At 64.6% G+C, this 17,702-nt stretch carries 17 protein-coding genes; 9 read left to right on the top strand and 8 right to left on the bottom strand.

Annotation, left to right across the window (positions count from 1 at the left end; genetic code table 11):
* Positions 1-101 precede the first annotated feature (101 nt).
* From GA0061099_RS09815 to GA0061099_RS09795, 5 genes are all read right to left on the bottom strand, one after another.
* Positions 102-1,229, bottom strand: a complete 1,128-nt coding sequence (locus GA0061099_RS09815) for an acyl-CoA dehydrogenase family protein (protein ID WP_036020870.1) — start codon at positions 1,227-1,229, stop codon at positions 102-104.
* 158 nt (positions 1,230-1,387) lie between these two features.
* Complete coding sequence (locus GA0061099_RS09810) at positions 1,388-3,259, bottom strand: AMP-binding protein (protein ID WP_074447670.1); 1,872 nt, start codon at positions 3,257-3,259, stop codon at positions 1,388-1,390.
* A 43-nt stretch (positions 3,260-3,302) separates the two neighbouring features.
* Positions 3,303-4,109: an enoyl-CoA hydratase/isomerase family protein gene (locus GA0061099_RS09805; protein WP_036020864.1), complete on the bottom strand. Its 807-nt coding sequence runs from the start codon at positions 4,107-4,109 to the stop codon at positions 3,303-3,305.
* Positions 4,110-4,355: 246 nt separating this feature from the next.
* Positions 4,356-5,114 (bottom strand): SDR family NAD(P)-dependent oxidoreductase, encoded by a 759-nt coding sequence (locus GA0061099_RS09800; RefSeq protein ID WP_024337318.1) that lies wholly within the window; start codon positions 5,112-5,114, stop codon positions 4,356-4,358.
* A 55-nt stretch (positions 5,115-5,169) separates the two neighbouring features.
* Positions 5,170-5,772: a TetR family transcriptional regulator gene (locus GA0061099_RS09795; RefSeq protein WP_036020861.1), complete on the bottom strand. Its 603-nt coding sequence runs from the start codon at positions 5,770-5,772 to the stop codon at positions 5,170-5,172.
* A gap of 207 nt (positions 5,773-5,979) precedes the next feature.
* Between GA0061099_RS09795 and GA0061099_RS09790 the strand changes: the two genes are divergently transcribed.
* Together GA0061099_RS09790 and GA0061099_RS09785 are read left to right on the top strand one after the other, a co-directional pair.
* Positions 5,980-7,152, top strand: a complete 1,173-nt coding sequence (locus tag GA0061099_RS09790; RefSeq protein WP_036020859.1) for an acetyl-CoA C-acetyltransferase — start codon at positions 5,980-5,982, stop codon at positions 7,150-7,152.
* Between the two features lie 118 nt (positions 7,153-7,270).
* Complete coding sequence (locus tag GA0061099_RS09785; protein WP_036020857.1) at positions 7,271-8,815, top strand: acyl-CoA synthetase; 1,545 nt, start codon at positions 7,271-7,273, stop codon at positions 8,813-8,815.
* 128 nt (positions 8,816-8,943) lie between these two features.
* Here the strand turns inward: GA0061099_RS09785 and GA0061099_RS09780 are convergent, their stop codons facing one another.
* Positions 8,944-9,486, bottom strand: a complete 543-nt coding sequence (locus tag GA0061099_RS09780) for a methylated-DNA--[protein]-cysteine S-methyltransferase (protein WP_036020854.1) — start codon at positions 9,484-9,486, stop codon at positions 8,944-8,946.
* 134 nt (positions 9,487-9,620) lie between these two features.
* Between GA0061099_RS09780 and GA0061099_RS09775 the strand changes: the two genes are divergently transcribed.
* Positions 9,621-10,439 (top strand): alpha/beta fold hydrolase, encoded by an 819-nt coding sequence (locus GA0061099_RS09775; RefSeq protein WP_036020851.1) that lies wholly within the window; start codon positions 9,621-9,623, stop codon positions 10,437-10,439.
* A gap of 2 nt (positions 10,440-10,441) precedes the next feature.
* Complete coding sequence (locus tag GA0061099_RS09770; RefSeq protein WP_036020849.1) at positions 10,442-11,254, top strand: alpha/beta fold hydrolase; 813 nt, start codon at positions 10,442-10,444, stop codon at positions 11,252-11,254.
* A gap of 1 nt (position 11,255) precedes the next feature.
* Here the strand turns inward: GA0061099_RS09770 and GA0061099_RS09765 are convergent, their stop codons facing one another.
* Entirely contained in the window at positions 11,256-11,711 is a 456-nt protein-coding gene (locus GA0061099_RS09765; RefSeq protein ID WP_036020878.1) for a carboxymuconolactone decarboxylase family protein, read from the bottom strand.
* A 100-nt stretch (positions 11,712-11,811) separates the two neighbouring features.
* Between GA0061099_RS09765 and GA0061099_RS09760 the strand changes: the two genes are divergently transcribed.
* The 5 genes from GA0061099_RS09760 (at position 11,812) to GA0061099_RS09740 (ending at position 17,215) form a co-directional block, all read left to right on the top strand.
* Positions 11,812-12,711, top strand: a complete 900-nt coding sequence (locus GA0061099_RS09760; protein ID WP_050995825.1) for a sigma-70 family RNA polymerase sigma factor — start codon at positions 11,812-11,814, stop codon at positions 12,709-12,711.
* 141 nt (positions 12,712-12,852) lie between these two features.
* Positions 12,853-13,530, top strand: a complete 678-nt coding sequence (locus GA0061099_RS09755; RefSeq protein ID WP_074447669.1) for a GntR family transcriptional regulator — start codon at positions 12,853-12,855, stop codon at positions 13,528-13,530.
* 148 nt (positions 13,531-13,678) lie between these two features.
* Positions 13,679-14,479: a phytanoyl-CoA dioxygenase family protein gene (locus GA0061099_RS09750; protein WP_036020838.1), complete on the top strand. Its 801-nt coding sequence runs from the start codon at positions 13,679-13,681 to the stop codon at positions 14,477-14,479.
* 153 nt (positions 14,480-14,632) lie between these two features.
* Positions 14,633-15,946 (top strand): NAD(P)H-dependent oxidoreductase, encoded by a 1,314-nt coding sequence (locus GA0061099_RS09745; RefSeq protein WP_074447668.1) that lies wholly within the window; start codon positions 14,633-14,635, stop codon positions 15,944-15,946.
* Positions 15,947-16,126: 180 nt separating this feature from the next.
* Positions 16,127-17,215: a TRAP transporter substrate-binding protein gene (locus GA0061099_RS09740; RefSeq protein ID WP_035996972.1), complete on the top strand. Its 1,089-nt coding sequence runs from the start codon at positions 16,127-16,129 to the stop codon at positions 17,213-17,215.
* Positions 17,216-17,420: 205 nt separating this feature from the next.
* Here GA0061099_RS09740 and GA0061099_RS09735 read toward each other — a convergent pair.
* Positions 17,421-17,702, bottom strand: a 282-nt coding sequence (locus tag GA0061099_RS09735) for a transposase (RefSeq protein WP_208604911.1), incomplete at its 5' end; no start/stop codon positions are given.

Here is a 17,702-nt window from a genome sequence, read left to right as displayed (position 1 = left end):
CGTAGGGTGGATTAGCCGGAGGCGTAGTCCACCAATTCTGTCGAGCACTGCCGGTCGATGGTAGGTTACGCCTTCGGCTAACCCACCCTACGCACCTGTCGTTACGCTGCGTTCTTCTTCCGCATCCGGTCGATCAGCTGATCTTCCCAATAAGTGAGGCTGCCGAGCCCGAGCGCCATCGCGTTGGCGCGGCGATAGTACATGTGGCAGTCGAATTCCCAGGTGAAGCCCATGCCGCCGTGAACCTGGATGTTGTTCTTGGCGCAGTGCTGGAACGCCTGCGTCGCGCTGATGCGCGCCGCAGCGGCGGCTTCCGGCAGTTCGGCCGCATTGGTCGAGAGCGCCCAGGCGCCGTAATAGCTGTTGGAGCGCGCCAGCGTCGCCGAGACGTACATGTCGGCGAGCATGTGCTTGACCGCCTGGAATGAGCCGATCTGCCGGCCGAAGGCGATGCGGTCCAGCGCGTAGTCGCGGCCCATCTCCAGCGCGCGATCGGCGCCGCCGACCTGCTCGAACGCGCACAGCACCGCGGCGCGGTCGAGCACCTGGGTGAGGATGCTCCAGCCGTCGCCCGCAGCTCCGAGCGGCTCGGCTTTGACGTCCTTGAAGGTGATCTCGGCCTGTCCGCGGGTCGGATCGAGGTTGGTGAGGCTCTTCACATCGACGCCGGCGGCTTTGAGAGCGACCAGGAACAGCGAGATGTCATTGTCGCGCCCACTCGATCCCGTGCGCGCGGCGACCACCGCAAAATCCGCGATCGCGCCATCGGCGACCGGCTTCTTGACGCCGTTGAGCACGCCGTTCGCGGCCGTAAGCTTGACGTTCTTTGGCGCCGGGTTGCCCTTGCCCTCGAACAGCGCCAGCGTGCCGATGGCCTCGCCGGAAGCAACCGCCGGCAGCCATTTCTTCTTCTGCGCCTCGCTGCCGGCGATCAGCAGCGCTTCGGCGGCGAGGTACACGGTCGAGGAAAACGGCACCGGCGCGTTGGCCCGGCCCATTTCTTCCGCGATTACGCACAGCTCGAGATGACCGGCGCCGGCGCCGCCGAACTCCTCGGGAATCGCGACGCCGAGGAAGCCCATCTCGGCGAGGCCTTTCCACAGCTCCTTGTCGTAAGGCGCCTTGCCGTCGAGCACGACACGCACCGCCTTGGGCGAGCATTTCTCGGCGAGGAACTTGCGCGCCTGATCACGGAGCTGCTTTTGATCGTCGGAGAAGTCGAAGTTCATGGCGGGCTTACCTCTTATTCGTTGTCATTTATTGCCGTCATTCCGGGGCGCCGCGCAGCGGCGAACCCGGAATCCATTTCGCCACGCATATGCGGCCCGATGGATTCCGGGCTCGCGCTGCGCGCGCCCCGGAATGACGAATGGAGCGAGTGTCGTCTTCATTTCAGCACGATCACATCCTGATCCGGCTTGTCCGCATAGAGCCGCTCCACCAGCGCGGCGCGGCGTTCCAGGCCGGCACGCTGGTTGATGTAGCCCTTGTCGGTGAGCTCGTTGCCGTCGATCGAGGGCGGCTCGACCATCAGCATCGCGCGCGCGATGATACGGCTGCTGGCGCCTTCGCATTCACGGTTGTGGGCTTCCAGGCCGCGCCTGAAGCAAGCGATCACCTCGGGATGCTTCACAGCATCCGCAAAGCTGAGATCGGGATTGCCGACCAGCTGGCGGCAGGCGTGCAGGTTCGGCCAGGCCAGGAGGCCGATGAAGGGACGGTCCTGCCCCGCGACCAGCGCGTCGTGCACCACGGGCGTGGCGGCCGCGATCGCATCGGTCCGCAGCGAGCCGACATGTACGAATGTGCCCGTGGTGAGCTTGAAGTCCTCCACCACGCGGCCGGCAAAGATGATGCCTTGCACCGGATCGGAATCGTCGACGAAGACGCCGGCATCGCCGATGCAATAAAAACCTTCCTCGTCGAACATCTTCTTCGTCAGCTCAGGCTGGCCGAAATAGCCGGGCGTGACATTGACGCCGCGCAGGCGCAATTCGTATTTCGAGCCGCACGGCACCATCTTCAACTCGACGCCGGGGAACGGCAGGCCGATCAGGCCGACGCGCTCGGTGTCCCAATAGGTGCCGGTCGAGGTCGGCGCGGTCTCGGTCGAACCCCAGCCGGTGTAGAACACGATGCGCTCGCCTGTCGTCTTCACCGCCAGCGACTGCATGCGGTTGTAGAGATCGTCGGGCAGACGCGCGCCGCCATAGGCCATGATCGAGAGATTCTTGAAGAAGGAACGGCAGAGCGCGTCGTCCTTCTCCATGGCCGCTGCCAGCGCGGCATAGCCGGCCGGCACGTTGGCATAATAGGTCGGCGAGATCTCGCGCAGATTGCGCAGCGTCTCCTCGAACTGGCCCGGCATCGGCCTTCCGTCGTCGATATAGAGCGTGCCGCCGTCGACCAGGATCGGGTGGAACGCGGCATTGCCGCCCATGGTGTGGTTCCAGGGCATCCAGTCCAGCATGGTCGAGATCGGCCCGTTCGGATCGCGCGGCCGCACTTGCATCATCATCGCTGCATTGGCGCACATCATCTCCTGCGTGTTGATGACGGCTTTGGGCATGCCGGTCGAGCCTGATGTGAACAGCAGCTTGCCGATGGTCTGCGGCGTGATCTTCGCGATCGAGGCCTCGACATCGGCCGTGACACGCGTTGCTGCGAGCTCGGCAAAGCTGACGCTTTTGATGCCCTCGCAGGGCCGCGCGACGTGAACCACGGTGACGCCGCTGAGGTCGAGCGCCTTCAGCGCCTTCTCGAAGATCGGTCCGTCCTGCACCATCAGTACGGCCGGCTTGATCAGGTCGAACAGGTACTTGAGCTTGACGTGGTCGTGGCTCATCAACGAGTAGGCCGGCGACACCGGCGCTGCCGGAACGCGCGCCTGCATCGCGGCCTGCGTCATCAGCGCATGCTCGATCGAATTGCCGGAGAGGATCGTGACGGGCCGGCCCTTGAGCTCGAGATTGAGCAGGCCTTGCGTCAGCGCGTCCACGATGCGCTTGGCTTCGCCATAGGACACCTTGCGCCATTCGCGGTTCGGGCCGCCGCGCTGCGCCAGCCAGATGCGCTCGGGTGCTTCCTTGGCCCATTTCGCCAGCGAGGCCGGGATGTGCTTCTCATAAGGCTGCAGCGGAATGCGCGACTTCAGCACCACCGTGCCGTCGCCGCGACGCTCGACGTCGATGTCGCGCGCGAGCCACTGGACCTTGCGAAAGGCGGGCTTCGTCATCACTGCCGCCGCGCTTCCACTCATTTTGCGTCTCCCGGAATTACTGTCCTTTGCGGATCTTCATCGTTCAGCGCCTGATATAGACAGGCTTTCGCTTCTCAAGGAAGGCCCTGATGCCTTCCGAAAACTCTTCCGAGCGGCTGCACAGGACCTGGTTGCGATCCTCCATCGCGATCACAGCTTCCAGCGAGCCGGCATCGACGCTCATGTTGAGGCATTCCTTGGATAGCCGCAGGCCCACGGGCGAGGCCGTCATCATCGCCTCGACATAAGGCGCGGCCGCGTCATCGAGGTTGTCCTCGTCCACGACCTCCGAGACGAGGCCGACCGCGAGCGCGCGCTCCGCTCCGATGAAGCGCCCGGTGAGGATCAGCTCGGATGCGACGGAGACGCCGACGAGGCGCGGCAGAAAATAGCTGGTGCCGATATCGCAGCCGCCGAGCCCGAGCTTGATGAAAGCGCAATTCATCCGCGCCGATCTCGTCGCGATGCGGATGTCGGAGGCCAGCGCCAGCGCGAAGCCGCCGCCGGCGGCCGCGCCCTGCACCAGCGCCAGGATCGGCTGCGGACTGCGCCGCATCAGCATCACGATGTCGGCGATGCGCCGCTGCGAATCCAGCGACTCCGTGACGCCCGGCGGCTCCTGCTGTCCGGCCCGGCGCGCCATCGCAGCTTTGAGATCGAGCCCGGCACAAAAATTCCTGCCGGCGCCCTTGAGCACGACGACGCGCGTGTCGCGATTGCGTTGCAGGCCCTGGAAATAGTCGTTGAGCGCATCGATCAGCGCCGGATCGAGGGCGTTGAGGTGCTCGGGCCGATTGAGCGTCACCCGGTCGACGCCATCGTCATGCTCGATCAGCAGCGGTTGGGACATGGGTGCCTCGCACTTGCCGCGAGTCGCGGCGCCGATTGCTGCGCCCTCTCCCCTTGCGGGAGAGGGCATGTAAATCGCTAGCCGCACACTCGCTTGGGTGAGGGGTCTGCCTCCACAGATGAGATTGTGGAGACAACCCCTCATCCGGCGCCGTAGCCGAAGCTTCGCTTCGGCGTTCTTAAGAACGGCGGCCTAAGGCCGCCTATGCCACCTTCTCCCACAAGGGGAGAAGGAAGAACGAACCGCCTATCGCGGCGCCATGCGGATCGCACCGTCGAGGCGGATGGTCTCGCCGTTCAGCATCGGGTTCTCGACGATGTGCACCGCGAGCATGCCGTATTCGTTGGCATCGCCGAGACGCGAGGGATGCGGCACCTGGGCGCCCAGGCTCTTGCGGGCCTCTTCGTTCAGGCCCATCAGCAGCGGCGTGAAGAACAGGCCGGGCGCAATGGTGTTGACGCGGATCTTCTGGCTGGCGAGATCGCGCGCGGCCGGCAGCGTCAGGCCGACGACGCCACCCTTCGAGGCCGAATAAGCGATCTGGCCGATCTGGCCTTCGTAGGCGGCAACCGAGGCCGTGTTGATGATGACGCCGCGCTCTTCGCCGATCGGCTCCGCAGTAACGAGGCGCTCGGCGAACAGCCGCAGGCAGTTGAACGTGCCGATCAGATTGACGTTGATGATGCGTGCGAACTTTTCGAGCGGATAGACACCGTCGCGGCCGACGATGCGCTGCGAGCCGCCGATGCCGGCGCAGTTCATCAGCACGCGGGCGACGCCGTGTGCGGCTTCCGCCTTGGCGATCGCTGCCTTGATCTGCTCCTCGCTGGTGACGTCGGCGTGCAGCGCGACGCCCTTCACTTCGGCGGCCACCTTCTCGGCGTTTTCCTTGCTCTGATCGATCACGCCGATCTTGGCGCCCTTGGCGGCCATGGCGCGGGCGGTCGCGGCACCAAGGCCCGAGCCGCCGCCGGTGATGAGAACGGCTACGTCTTTTAATTGCATCGCTTGTACCTTTCCTTGAGCGTTTCTTCTCTAGACTTGTCACGTGTCGGCCGGACTATACGGCCGCAGCGGCTTCCCCGGCTTGCGTGAGGATGCCGCCGCAGATCAGCGTTTCCATGTGCTTGATGTATTGCCGGCAGACATCGTCAGTGACCGGGCCGACGCCGGTGGCGCGGGACATCGCGTGCCGGCCGAAGAACAGGTGATCGCAGGCACCGATCAGGCTGGTGTAGAACAGTACCGGATCAGTCGGGCGGAATTCGCCGCGGCTGACGCCTTCCGCCAGCAGGCGGCGGTGGAAGTCCAGCAGCGGGGCAACGAAGAATTTCGAGACTTCGTCGGCAGAGCTCGCGCTGGTTTCGTGCAAGAGATAGTGGATCAGCCGGTTCATGTAGGGGAACCGGTGATAGGCACGGATGATGCCGGCGATGTGCAGCTTCAGCTTCGCTGTCGACGTGATCGGCTGTGCCAGCAGATATTCGAGATTGGTCATCTCGGTCGCGGCATCCCGCGCCAGCAGCGCCAGCAGCAGGCCGTCCTTGTTGCCGAAGTGATATTTGACCAGGGCCGCGTTGGCGCCCGACTTCTGCGCAATATCGGACAGCGAGATCTCGATCGAGGAGCGTTCGATCATCAGCTCGCTAGCGGCCACCAGCAATTTCTCTGCCGTGGAATTTTTCCCGCTGGGGAGCCTGTTCGGTACGCTGGTCGCCACGGAGATCCCTGTTTGGCCGCTGGAAGCGGGGCGCAGATAAGCGCAAGCAGCGCCTCATCACAAGAGTTAATTGATCGATTGACTAAACGATGGTCCGACCCTTAAATCGCCCGACAACCCACCCAATAAAGAATTCAGGGAGAGACCGACATGGCCGAGGCTTACATCGTCGCCGCTGCGCGCACCGCCGGCGGGCGCAAGGGGGGCCGCCTCGCCGGCTGGCATCCGGCCGATCTCGCCGCGAAGGTGCTGGACGAGCTGGTCGACCGCACCAAGGTCGATCCGGCCCAGGTCGAGGACGTGATCATGGGCTGCGTGATGCAGGTCGGCGAACAGTCCAACAATGTCGCGCGCAACGCGATCATGGCCTCGAAGCTTCCGGAGAGTGTGCCAGGCACCTCGATTGATCGTCAGTGCGGCTCCTCGCAGCAAGCGCTGCACTTCGCCGCGCAGGCGGTGATGTCGGGTGCGATGGACGTCGTGATCGCGGCCGGGGTGGAGTCGATGACGCGGGTGCCGATGGGCCTGTCGTCGCAGCTTCCGGCCAAGAATGGCTTTGGCAATTACAAGAGCCCGGGCATCGAGAAGAAGTATCCGAATATCGTGTTCAGCCAGTTCACCGGCGCCGAGATGATGGCCGAGAAGTACGGCCTCTCCAAGGATGAGCTCGACGAATATTCTTACCAGAGCCATCAGCGCGCGATCGCGGCGACGCAAGCAGGTCACTTCAAGAAGGAGATCGTGCCGCTCGACATCACCCGCGCCGACGGCAGCAAGGACACTCACCACATCGACGAAGGCATTCGCTTCGATGTCACGCTCGACGGCATCAAGGGCGTCAAGCTGATCGCCGAGAACGGCAAGCTCACCGCGGCCAGCGCCAGCCAGATCTGCGACGGCGCCTCCGGCGTCATGGTGGTGAACGAGAAGGGCCTGAAGCAGCTCGGCGTCAAGCCGCTCGCCCGCATCCATCACATGACCATGACGGGCGGCGATCCCGTGATCATGCTCGATGCTCCCCTGCACGCCACCAAGCGCGCGCTGGAGAAGGCCGGCATGAAGATCGGCGACATCGACCTGTTCGAGGTCAACGAGGCCTTCGCCTCGGTGCCGACCGCCTGGCTGAAGACCACCGGCGCCGACCCGGAGCGTCTCAACGTCAACGGCGGCGCCATCGCGCTCGGCCATCCGCTCGGCGGCTCCGGCACCAAGCTGATGACGACGCTGGTCCACGCGCTGCACCAGCGGGGCAAGCGCTATGGCCTGCAGACCATGTGCGAAGGCGGCGGCATGGCCAATGTGACGATCGTGGAGCGGCTGTAAGAAAAACAAAAGCGAGTAGCGAGTGGCGAGTAGCGAATGGTGAGTAGGCGAAGAGCGGTTTGCCCTTCTTCCCTATTCGCCACTCGCTACTCGCCATTTCACGTTTTGAGGAAACGCCATGACCCACCCCTGTATCCACGCCAAGACGACGCCCGACAAGATCGCCTACCAGATGGCCGGGACCGGCAAGGCGATCACCTATCGCGAGCTCGACGAGCTCTCGAACCAGGGCGCGCATCTGTTCCGCTCGCTTGGCCTCAAGGCCGGCGACCACATTGCGCTGTTGATGGAGAACCGCCTCGCCTTCATGGAGCTGTGCTGGGCGGCACAGCGCAGCGGGCTCTATTACACCGCGATCAGCCGCTACCTGAAGCAGGACGAGATCGATTACATCATCGCCGATTGCGGCGCCAAGGTCGTGATCACGACGCCGAAATGCGCCGGCCAGATCAAGGGCCTGATCAAGGGCGCGCCCGGTGAGCCGATCTTCTACATGATGGACGAGCCGCTGCCCGGCTTCCGCTCCTACGACAAGGAAGCCGCCGCGCAGCCGACGACGCCGATCGCCGACGAGGTCGCCGGCTACGACATGCTGTATTCGTCGGGCACCACCGGGCGCCCTAAGGGAATCAAGAAGGCTTTCGAAGGCAACAGGATCGACGTGCCGAACGCCTTCCTCCGCGTGCTCTGCGCCGACATGTGCGGCATGAATGCGGAGAGCACCTATCTGTCGCCGGCGCCGCTCTATCATGCGGCACCCCTGCGCTTCAACATGATGGCGATCGTGCTCGGCGGCACCTCCATCATCATGGAGCACTTCGACGCCGAAGAGTTCCTGAAGCTGGTCGAAAAGTACAAGGTGACGCAATCCCAGCTGGTGCCGACCATGTTCGTGCGCATGCTGAAGCTGCCGGACGAGGTACGCGCCAAATACGACGTCTCCACATTGAAGGGAGCGATCCACGCCGCCGCGCCCTGCCCGGTCGACGTCAAGGCCAAGATGATCGAATGGTGGGGGCCGATCCTGATCGAGTATTACGCCGGGTCTGAAGGCAATGGCGTCACCGTCTGCAACTCGCAGCAATGGCTGGAGCATCGCGGCAGCGTCGGCCGCGCCGTGGTCGGCAAGATCAAGATTCTCGACGAGAACGACGAGGAGCAGCCGGTCGGTGAGATCGGCACGGTCTATTTCGCCGACGCGCCCGCCTTCACCTATCACAACGACCCCGAGAAGACGAAGAAGGCCTACAACGCCAAGGGATGGTCGACGCTCGGCGATGTCGGCTATCTCGACAAGGACGGCTTCCTCTATCTCACCGACCGCAAGTCCTACATGATCATCTCCGGCGGCGTGAACATCTATCCGCAGGAGACTGAGGACGTGCTGATCACGCACCCTGAGGTCGCCGACGTCGCGGTGTTCGGCGTGCCGAACGAGGAGATGGGCGAAGAGGTCAAGGCGGTGGTGCAGCCGCACGACATGAGCCGCGCCGGCAAGGCGCTGGAGGCCGATTTGATCGCCTATTGCAAGAGCCGCCTCTCCGCCATCAAGTGCCCGCGCTCGGTCGATTTCGAAGCCGAGCTGCCGCGCACGCCGACCGGCAAGCTGGTGAAGCGGCATTTGCGTGATCGGTATTGGCCGAAGACGGCGACGAAGATTTAGGGCGAGCGGCCGCTCTCAACACCGTCATGCCCGGGCTTGTCCCGGGCATCCACGTTCTTTGTACCGCAAAGGAACACGTGGATGCCCGGGTCAAGCCCGGCCATGACGCCGAGCAAGCTTTGGTATCTTCAATCGAACAAGCTCGGCGTGTGGTTCACCAGCGCGCCTTCGATCTCCAGCATCTTCAGCTTCGTGACCACGCCGCCATTCGCCGAGAAGCCGCCGGGCTTGTTGCCCGCGGCGAGCACGCGATGGCAGGGCACGACGATCGGGCACGGGTTGCGGCCGAGCGCCTGACCGACGTCGCGCGACAGCTGGACGCCACCGAGCTGCTTGGCGATGTCGCCATAGGTGACGGTCTTGCCGGGCGGAATCGCGCGGGCGATGTCGTAGACGCCGCGGTTGAATTCGGGCACGCCGTCGAGATCGAGCGGGATGTCGGTGAGATCATCCGGCTCGCCGGCGAGCAGTTTCGTCATGCGGTCGATCGCCTGTTGCACCTCGGCGGTCGGCTCGGTCTCAACGGCGTCGGCATGACGCTGGCTGATGCGGGTGCGGATCTTCTGCTCGCCGCCCATCGGCAATTGCGTGCCGTTGATGCCCCGCGGGCCCCAGGCGATGGCGCACAGGCCGATCCTTGTGTCGAACAGGGCAAAATGCTGGTCGGTCATGTCTAGGTTCCTGGCTTGCTTCCGTTGCAGGCCCCCACTTTGATGTCGTGCCAAATCTAGGCTTGGAAATAGTTGCGATCCACCCGGTTTCCGGGAATCTTGCACAGGCGTTCCAATCCTCTCCCGAGTCCATCATGCAGAGCCTCCACGTCAACGGTTACGACATGCCCTATCTCGATGTGGGCGAAGATAGGGGCCGTCCGCCTCTGGTCTGCGTGCATGGATCGCTGAATGACTTCCGCGTCTGGGGCTGCGTGCTGGGGCCGCTGACGCAGCGGCACCGGGTGATCGCCGTCAGCCTGCGGCACTTCTTCCCGGAGCGCTGGGACGGCGTCGGTGACACCTATTCGATCGCCCAGCATGTCGAGGACGTCATCGCCTTCATCGACAAGCTCGATGTGGGACCGGTCGATTTGATGGGCCATTCCCGCGGCGGGCATATCTGCTTCCGCGTGGCGCAGCAGCGGCCCGATCTCTTACGCCGGCTGATCCTGGCCGAGCCCGGGGGCGAGCTCGATGCGAGCCTTGATCCGGACTACGTCGGCGGCCCCTCGCCGCTGCTGGCGCGCTTCACGGCCTCGGCCGAGAAGATCGCGGCCGGCGATGTCGACGGCGGGCTCGCCGTCTTCGTTGACACGCTGGAAGGCCCAGGCACCTGGCCGCGATTGCCCGCGATGGTGAAGCAGAACCTGCGCGACAATGCCTTTACGCTGATCGGCCAGGTCCGCGACAGCCGCCCGCCGTTCTCGAAGGCGGATGCGGAGGCGATCAAGATGCCGACGCTGTTCATCCTGGGCGCGCGGACAAAGGGCCTCTTGCCGAAGGTGCTTCATGCGCTAGCCGCGCATGTGCCCTATTCCAAGACGGCGATCATCCCGAACGCGACGCATCCGATGTTCGAGCAGGCGCCGCAGAAATTCTCCGAAGTGGTTTTGGATTTTCTGGCGAGCTGACCATGCAAAGCATCCGCGTCAACGGTTACGACATGGCCTATCTCGAAGTCGGTGAGGGTCCGCCCCTGGTCTGCGTGCACGGCACACTCGGGGACTTCCGCACCTGGTATTCGGTGCTCGGTCCGCTGTCGAAATCCCATCGCGTGATCTCGGTCAGCCTGCGGTACTTCTTTCCCGAGCATTGGGACGCCGTCGGCGACGACTACAAGATGGCGCAGCACGTTGCCGATACGATCGCCTTCATCGAGCAGGTCAGGCCCGGCCCCGTCGACCTGATGGGCCATTCGCGCGGCGGACACATCGCCTTTCGCGTGGCGCAGGCGCGGCCTGATCTGTTGCACAAGCTGGTGCTAGCCGAGCCCGGCGGCGATCTCGACCCATCCCTGCCTGTGCCCGAAGGCACGCCCGCGCATCCGCCGCTGGCGGCCCGCACGGCGCGCTCGGTCGAGATGATCCGCGCCGGCGACCTCGAGGGCGCGCTGCAGAATTTCTATGAAGGCATCGAGGGCGACGGTTCCTGGCGGCGCGTGCCGGCGGCGGCGAAGCAACAACTCCGCGACAACGCGCTCACCTTCCTCGGCCAGATCAACGAGCAGCGCCGGCCCTACACCCTCAGCGATGCGCAGGCGATCAGGACGCCGACGCTGCTGATCGGCGGCGGCGCCACCACCGGCAGCCTGTCGGTGATGTGGCGCGTGCTGGCCGCGCACATCGCGGGCGCCGAGACGGCAGTGATCGCGAACGCCGGCCACTGGATGTTCGAGCAGGCGCCGCTCGAGTTCGGCGAGGTGGTGAGCAGATTCCTGACGGAGTAGCTCACACCTTCCACACGCCGACCGGCATCTTGATCGTCGCGTTCAGGCGGTTCCAGACGTTGATCGTCGCGATCGCAACGATCAGCGTGGCGAGCTCGCGCTCGTCGAAGTGCTTGGCGGCTTCGTTCCAGATCGCATCGGGCACCGGATCCTCGCGATCGGCGAGGCGCGTGACGGCTTCGGTCAGGGCCAGCGCGGCGCGCTCGGCGTCGGTGAAGTAGGGTGCCTCGCGCCAGGCGGATACGGCGAACAAGCGCTCGTCGGTCTCGCCCAGCCGGCGGGCGACCTTCGGGTGCATATCGACGCACACGCTGCAACCATTGATCTGGCTGGCGCGCAGGTGCACCAGTTCGAGGAGCTTTTCCGGCAGACCCTGCTTTGTCAGGTTCCCGAGGGACTGAAGGACCTTCATGGCCTCCGGCAGGACCATGACGGGATGATTCATGCGGGCGTGCATCATGTTGCGTCTCCATCTGTCGAATTTCGAAGGTTCCGGTCACATCGGCCGGATTGGCTTCGTCATGGGCATGACGGATCGCGACGAGGGAATGTGACCGATGACCGGAGAAAATTTTCTGACTGAAGAGTTCGAGGCGAGCAGGGACCATTTGCGTGCGGTCGCCTACCGCATGCTGGGCTCGCGCGCCGAGGTCGACGATGCCGTGCAGGAGGCTTGGCTGCGGGTCAGCCGCTACGACCTGTCCGACATCGCGAATTTGCGCGGCTGGCTGACCACGGTCGTGGCGCGCATCTGCCTCGACATGCTGCGCGCCCGGAAATCGCGTCGCGAGGATCCGATGGGTCCGCACGTACCCGAGCCGGTCGACGATACAAGCGAGCGAGAGGCGGAGATGGCCGATTCCGTCGGCGCGGCACTGCTGGTCGTGCTGGAAACGCTGCAGCCCGCGGAGCGGCTCGCCTTCGTGCTGCACGACATGTTCGCCGTTCCGTTCGAGGAGATCGCGCCGATCGTCGGCCGTTCGGTCGATGCCTCGCGGCAACTGGCGAGCCGCGCCCGGCGGCGCGTGCAGGGCGCGCCGGTGCCAGAGACGGATCGGACGCAGCAGCGAAGGATCGTCAATGCATTTCTTAAAGCCTCGCGCGAAGGCAATTTCGAAGGGCTACTCGCGGTGCTGGATCCCGACGTGGTATTCCGCGCCGATCAGGCGGCGGTGCGGCTCGGCTCGCTGGCGGAGGTGCGCGGCGCCGAGGCTGTCGCGCAGCTCTACAAGGGCCGCGCCCGGACGGCGCGCACGGCGCTGGTCGATGGCGAGATGGGTGCTGCCGTCATCCTCGGCGGACAGTTGCGGGTCGCGCTGCGCGTGACGTTCGCGGGCGAGCGGATCGGCGCGATCGAGGCGGTGGCCGATGCGGACGACATCGCCGCGATGGAGGTGCAGGTGCTGGATGAGTCAGATCCGGACCCCTTGTCGCGAAAACAACCCCATGCACAGTAGACGGACTTAGGAAAATCAACAGCTTACCCGGGTGACGTGAAGCCCTTGGGATCGCCCGAGATACGGCTTGACGCTCCACCTCGCCGAGCGTAAGTTCGAATACGGAATTCCGTATTCCTTCGTTATTCTGGAGCTGCCGGCGTGATCCCTCTCGACCCGCTCCCGAACCTGATCGACCAAGTCTATGCGCGGATCCTGGAGGCGATCTCCGACCGCACGCTTCGGCCCGGCCAGCGCATCCGGCAGAACGAGCTCGCCGATCGGCTCGGCGTGTCGCGCCAGCCGGTGTCGCATGCGCTGCATCTGTTGCATCGGCAGGGCCTGGTCGCCGAGAGCGGCCGCCGCGGCTTTGAAGTGACACAGCTCGATCCCGCGCGCATCCGTCAGCTCTACGAGGTGCGCGGCGCCATCGACGCGCTGGCGGCCGGGCTGGCCGCTCAGCGCGCGGCCAGCGACGCAGCGGGACGCGCGCGACTGGAGGCAGCGCTCGCCGCCGGGCGCCGCAGCGACCGCGACACCACGCTATCCGAGCTCATCACCCTCGATGTCGATTTTCACCGCGCGATCTATCAGCTCGCCGGCAATCCCGTGATCGAGGAGACCATGGCGCCGCAATGGCCGCACATGCGTCGCTCGATGGCGACGGTGCTCTCCGAGCTCGATTATCGCGCCAGCGCCTGGGCGGAGCATGCCGATATTGCCGCGCACATTTTCAGCTGCAACGCGAAAGCGGCCGAACGCGCCGCGCTCGCGCACGCGCAGACGGCGGGACGGATGACCGAGGAGAGATTGCGGGCGACGGAAGAGGCGGCGGCGTAGCGATTGCCACCGTCATTCCGGGGCGATGCGTAAGCATCGAGCCCGGAATCCATCGGGCGGCAGAGACTGCGGGGAAAATGGATTCCGGGCTCGCGACTTCGTCGCGCCCCGGAATGACAAAAACAAACAAAACCAAGGAGGACGACCCATGAAACTGTCTCAGGAGCAATTGGAGTTCTTCCACCGCGAGGGCTGGCTGTTCCTGCCCGAGCTGTTCGCCCAAGAGGAGGTCGACCTGCTCGCGCGCGAGGCGGTCGCCATCTATGAGGCCAACCGGCCGGAGGTCTGGCGCGAGAAGAGCGGAGCGCCGCGCACGGCCTTTGCCGCGCATCTCTACAACGAGGCGTTCGCGATCCTCGGCGCGCATCCGCGCATGATCGAGCCGGTCGAGCAGGTGTTCGGGGAGCCCGTCTACATGCACCAGTTCAAGATCAACGCGAAATCGGCCTTCACCGGCGACGTCTGGCAATGGCACCAGGATTACGGCACCTGGAAGCGCGATGACGGCATGCCGGAGCCGCGGGCGATGAACATCGCGATCTTCCTCGACGAGGTGATGCCGATCAACGGTCCCCTGATGCTGGTGCCGCGCAGCCAGAACGCCGGCGATCTCGAGGCTTCGCACGATCTCGCCACCACCTCTTATCCGCTATGGACGCTGGACGAGGATACGGTCACGCGCCTCGTCAAGCAGGGCGGCATCGTCGCGCCCACCGGCAAGCCCGGCGGCATGCTGATGTTCCACGGCAATCTCGTGCACGGCTCCAGCGGCAACATCACGCCCTATCCGCGCAAGATCGTGTACCTGACGCTGAATGCGGTCTCGAACCATATCCGCACACCGACACGACCGGATTACATCGCCCATCGCGATTTCACGCCGATCAAGACGGTGGACGACGATGCGCTGCTGCGGTTGGCGCGGGCACCACGGCAGGCGGCGGAGTAACCTGTCATTCCGGGGCGACGCGGAGCGTCGAGCCCGGAATCCATCGGGCCGCAGTGCTTGTGGAGAAATGGATTCCGGGCTCGCGCTTCGCGCGCCCCGGAATGACGAAGTTTGACAGTGTCACCTGACAGCCATAGCGATCTCGGACCCCCCATGAACCTCTTCCGCCTCCTGCAAGCCCGCGCATCCGCCGGCAAGCCCATCCGTGTCGCGCTGATCGGCGCCGGCAAGTTCGGCTCGATGTTCCTCGCACAGGTGCCGCACACGCCGGGGCTGGAGGTGCCCATCATCGTCGACATCGACCGCGACCGGGCCCGCGAGGCCTGCCGGACCGTCGGCTGGGATGCCGAACGCATCGCCGCGACCGTGTTCACCGATGACGGCGCGCGCGCCATTGCCGGCGACGCCATGGACGTGGTGGTAGAGGCGACCGGCAATCCCGCCGTCGGCATTGCCCACGCGCGCGCCGCGATCGCGGCGGGCAAGCATATCGTGATGGTCAATGTCGAAGCCGACGTGCTGGCGGGCCCGCTGCTCGCCGACGAAGCGCGCAAAGCCGGCGTGGTCTATTCGCTCGCCTATGGCGACCAGCCGGCGCTGACGGCGGAGATGGTCGATTGGGCCCGCGCCACCGGATTTCACGTCATTGCCGCCGGCAAGGGCACGAAGTACCTGCCGGCCTATCACGACGTGACGCCCGACGGTGTCTGGCAGCATTACGGCCTGACCGCGGGCGAAGCGCAGTCGGCCGGCATGAATCCGCAGATGTTCAACTCGTTCCTCGACGGCACCAAATCGGCGATCGAGATGGCCGCGATCGCCAATGCCTGCGGCCTCGACGTGCCCGCGGACGGCCTGGCGTTTCCGCCGTGCGGCGTCGATGATCTGCCGCACATCATGCGGCCGCGCTCGCGCGGCGGTGTGCTGGAGCGATCCGGTGTCGTCGAAGTCGTCTCCTCGCTCGAGCGCGACGGCCGGCCGGTGTTTCGCGACCTGCGCTGGGGCGTCTATGTGGTACTGGAGGCGCCCAACGACTATGCCGCCGATTGCTTCAGGCAATACGGCCTCAAGACCGATGGGAGCGGACGCTATGCCGCGATGTACAAGCCCTACCATCTGATCGGGCTCGAGCTGAACATCTCGGTGCTGTCGGCCGCGCTGCGGGGCGAGCCCACCGGGCAGCCTTACGGCTTTCGCGGCGACGTCGCCGCCGTGGCCAAACGTAACTTGCGTGCCGGGGAGATGCTCGACGGCGAAGGCGGCTACACGGTATGGGGCAAGCTGATACCGGCGGCCGCGAGCCTCAGGGCTGGGGCCCTGCCGATCGGGCTCGCACATCGCCTCAAGCTTAAGCACGACGTCGCCCATGGCACGTTGGTACGCTGGAGCGATGTCGAATTCGACCCGGGCAACGAAACGGTGAAGGCGCGCAAGGCCATGGAAGCCGCGTTCGCGCCGCAGCATTGATCGGCTTGGCAGGCGCACAACCAAAGCGAGCTTGATTTGCTGTTCCCCTTTGGTCATGCTGCCTGCGATCCGGGAACATTGAATTTCGGACACCAAGAAACGTCGGCCACCGGCGAAAGATGAAGCGGCGTCAAGACCGCGATCCCTCGTCGAGGACACGACACCGCAGGAGGGAAACGCATGGAACGTCGTAAATTTCTGAAGGCAGGCGGACTGGGCCTTGCCGCAAGCGCAATTGCAGCGCCGGCTGTCGCACAATCAATGCCCGAGGTGAAATGGCGGCTGGCGGCGAGCTGGCCGAAATCACTGGATACGCTCTACGGCGGCTGCGAGTATTTCTGCAAGCGGGTCGCGGAGATCACCGACAACAGATTCCAGATCCAACCCTTCGCGGCCGGCGAAATCGTCGGGGGCCTGCAAGTGCTCGATGCCGTGTCCAACGGCACCGTCGAAATGGGCAACACCGCGCTCTACTATTATTGGGGCAAGAACCCGGCATTCACCTTCGGCACCTCGCTGCCGTTCGGCCTCAATACGCGGCAGCACATTTCCTGGCTGATATGGGGCGGCGGTCAGGACATGCTCAATGATCTCTTGAAAGAGCACAACGCGATCGGCGTGCCGACCGGCTCGACCGGGGCTCAGATGGGCGGCTGGTTCCGCAAGGAGATCAAGACCGTCGATGATCTCAAGGGCCTGAAATTCCGGGTTGGCGGCTTCGCCGGCACCATTGTCGCAAAGGTCGGGGGCGTGCCGCAACAGATCGCGGCCGGCGACATCTATCCCGCGCTGGAGAAAGGGACGATCGACGCTGCCGAGTGGGTCGGTCCGTATGACGACGAGAAGCTCGGCTTCGTCAAGGTGGCGAAGTACTACTACTATCCCGGTTGGTGGGAAGGCACCGGCCAGGGCCACAACATCATGAACCTCGAGAAGTGGAATGGCCTGCCGAAGCACTACCAGGCCGCCATCAGCACGGCATCGATGGACACCTTCACCTGGGTGACCGGCAAGTACGATTCGGTGAACCCGCCCGCGCTGAAACGGCTGCTGGCGTCCGGCGCAATCCTGAAGCCGTTCCCGCAGGAGGTGCTCGAGGCCTGCTACGGCGCAGCCAACGAGATCTACGCCGATCTCGCCAAGAACAACCCGCATTTCGGCAAGATGTATGCGAGCCTGACCGCCTTCCGCAGCGAGTCGCTCGCCTGGATGCAGGTGGCCGAGCTCAGCTTCGATACCTTCATGATGCGGATGCGGACGCGGACTTAAGGCGACGACGGTTCGCAGCGCTTGAAACGACGAAAAGCCCCGGAGATGTCTCCGGGGCTTTTTGCCGTTGAACGGCTCTCGTAGGGTGGGCAAAGCGAAGCGTGCCCACGTGGAAGCTGAGAAGACGTGGGCACGGCGCGCATCGCGCGCCTTTGCCCACCCTACGAGAAGCGAAGGTACTGTCCAGAATCTTTCGCACTTTTGATCAGGCGACGGCTCCGGTTTCAGAGAGTTGTGGCTGATAGAGCGGTCGCATGTTCATGTAGCATTTGGTCGACCACACCGTTCCGGCAATGTGCCGCAGCCGGGCCGCCGCTAAGTTGAGACAGGATTGACCGTCGGGGAAGGCGCCGACGACACGGGTTCGTCGCCGGATCTCCTTCATGATGCGCTCGAGCGGATTGTTGGTTCGAATCTTCCGCCAATGGATGTCCGGAAAGGCATAGTAGGCGAGCGTCTCGTGAACCGCCTGCTCGACGAGATCAGC

Source organism: Bradyrhizobium yuanmingense, assembly GCF_900094575.1.
In the GTDB taxonomy this organism is placed as follows: Bacteria; Pseudomonadota; Alphaproteobacteria; order Rhizobiales; family Xanthobacteraceae; genus Bradyrhizobium; species Bradyrhizobium yuanmingense.
Note: the sequence above shows the minus strand (reverse complement) of the source record. Positions and strands in the feature narration are given on the sequence as shown.

What these genes read in the sequence shown, in the direction of transcription:
- GA0061099_RS09785 (WP_036020857.1), top strand. Translation starts at nt 7,271, where the DNA reads ATGACCCACCCCTGTATCCACGCCAAGACGACGCCCGACAAGATCGCC.
- GA0061099_RS09740 (WP_035996972.1), top strand. Translation starts at nt 16,127, where the DNA reads ATGGAACGTCGTAAATTTCTGAAGGCAGGCGGACTGGGCCTTGCCGCA.
- GA0061099_RS09775 (WP_036020851.1), top strand. Translation starts at nt 9,621, where the DNA reads ATGCAGAGCCTCCACGTCAACGGTTACGACATGCCCTATCTCGATGTG.
- GA0061099_RS09810 (WP_074447670.1), bottom strand. Translation starts at nt 3,259, where the DNA reads ATGAGTGGAAGCGCGGCGGCAGTGATGACGAAGCCCGCCTTTCGCAAG.
- GA0061099_RS09805 (WP_036020864.1), bottom strand. Translation starts at nt 4,109, where the DNA reads ATGTCCCAACCGCTGCTGATCGAGCATGACGATGGCGTCGACCGGGTG.
- GA0061099_RS09765 (WP_036020878.1), bottom strand. Translation starts at nt 11,711, where the DNA reads ATGCACGCCCGCATGAATCATCCCGTCATGGTCCTGCCGGAGGCCATG.
- GA0061099_RS09745 (WP_074447668.1), top strand. Translation starts at nt 14,633, where the DNA reads ATGAACCTCTTCCGCCTCCTGCAAGCCCGCGCATCCGCCGGCAAGCCC.
- GA0061099_RS09800 (WP_024337318.1), bottom strand. Translation starts at nt 5,114, where the DNA reads ATGCAATTAAAAGACGTAGCCGTTCTCATCACCGGCGGCGGCTCGGGC.
- GA0061099_RS09760 (WP_050995825.1), top strand. Translation starts at nt 11,812, where the DNA reads ATGACCGGAGAAAATTTTCTGACTGAAGAGTTCGAGGCGAGCAGGGAC.
- GA0061099_RS09750 (WP_036020838.1), top strand. Translation starts at nt 13,679, where the DNA reads ATGAAACTGTCTCAGGAGCAATTGGAGTTCTTCCACCGCGAGGGCTGG.
- GA0061099_RS09815 (WP_036020870.1), bottom strand. Translation starts at nt 1,229, where the DNA reads ATGAACTTCGACTTCTCCGACGATCAAAAGCAGCTCCGTGATCAGGCG.
- GA0061099_RS09770 (WP_036020849.1), top strand. Translation starts at nt 10,442, where the DNA reads ATGCAAAGCATCCGCGTCAACGGTTACGACATGGCCTATCTCGAAGTC.
- GA0061099_RS09790 (WP_036020859.1), top strand. Translation starts at nt 5,980, where the DNA reads ATGGCCGAGGCTTACATCGTCGCCGCTGCGCGCACCGCCGGCGGGCGC.
- GA0061099_RS09780 (WP_036020854.1), bottom strand. Translation starts at nt 9,486, where the DNA reads ATGACCGACCAGCATTTTGCCCTGTTCGACACAAGGATCGGCCTGTGC.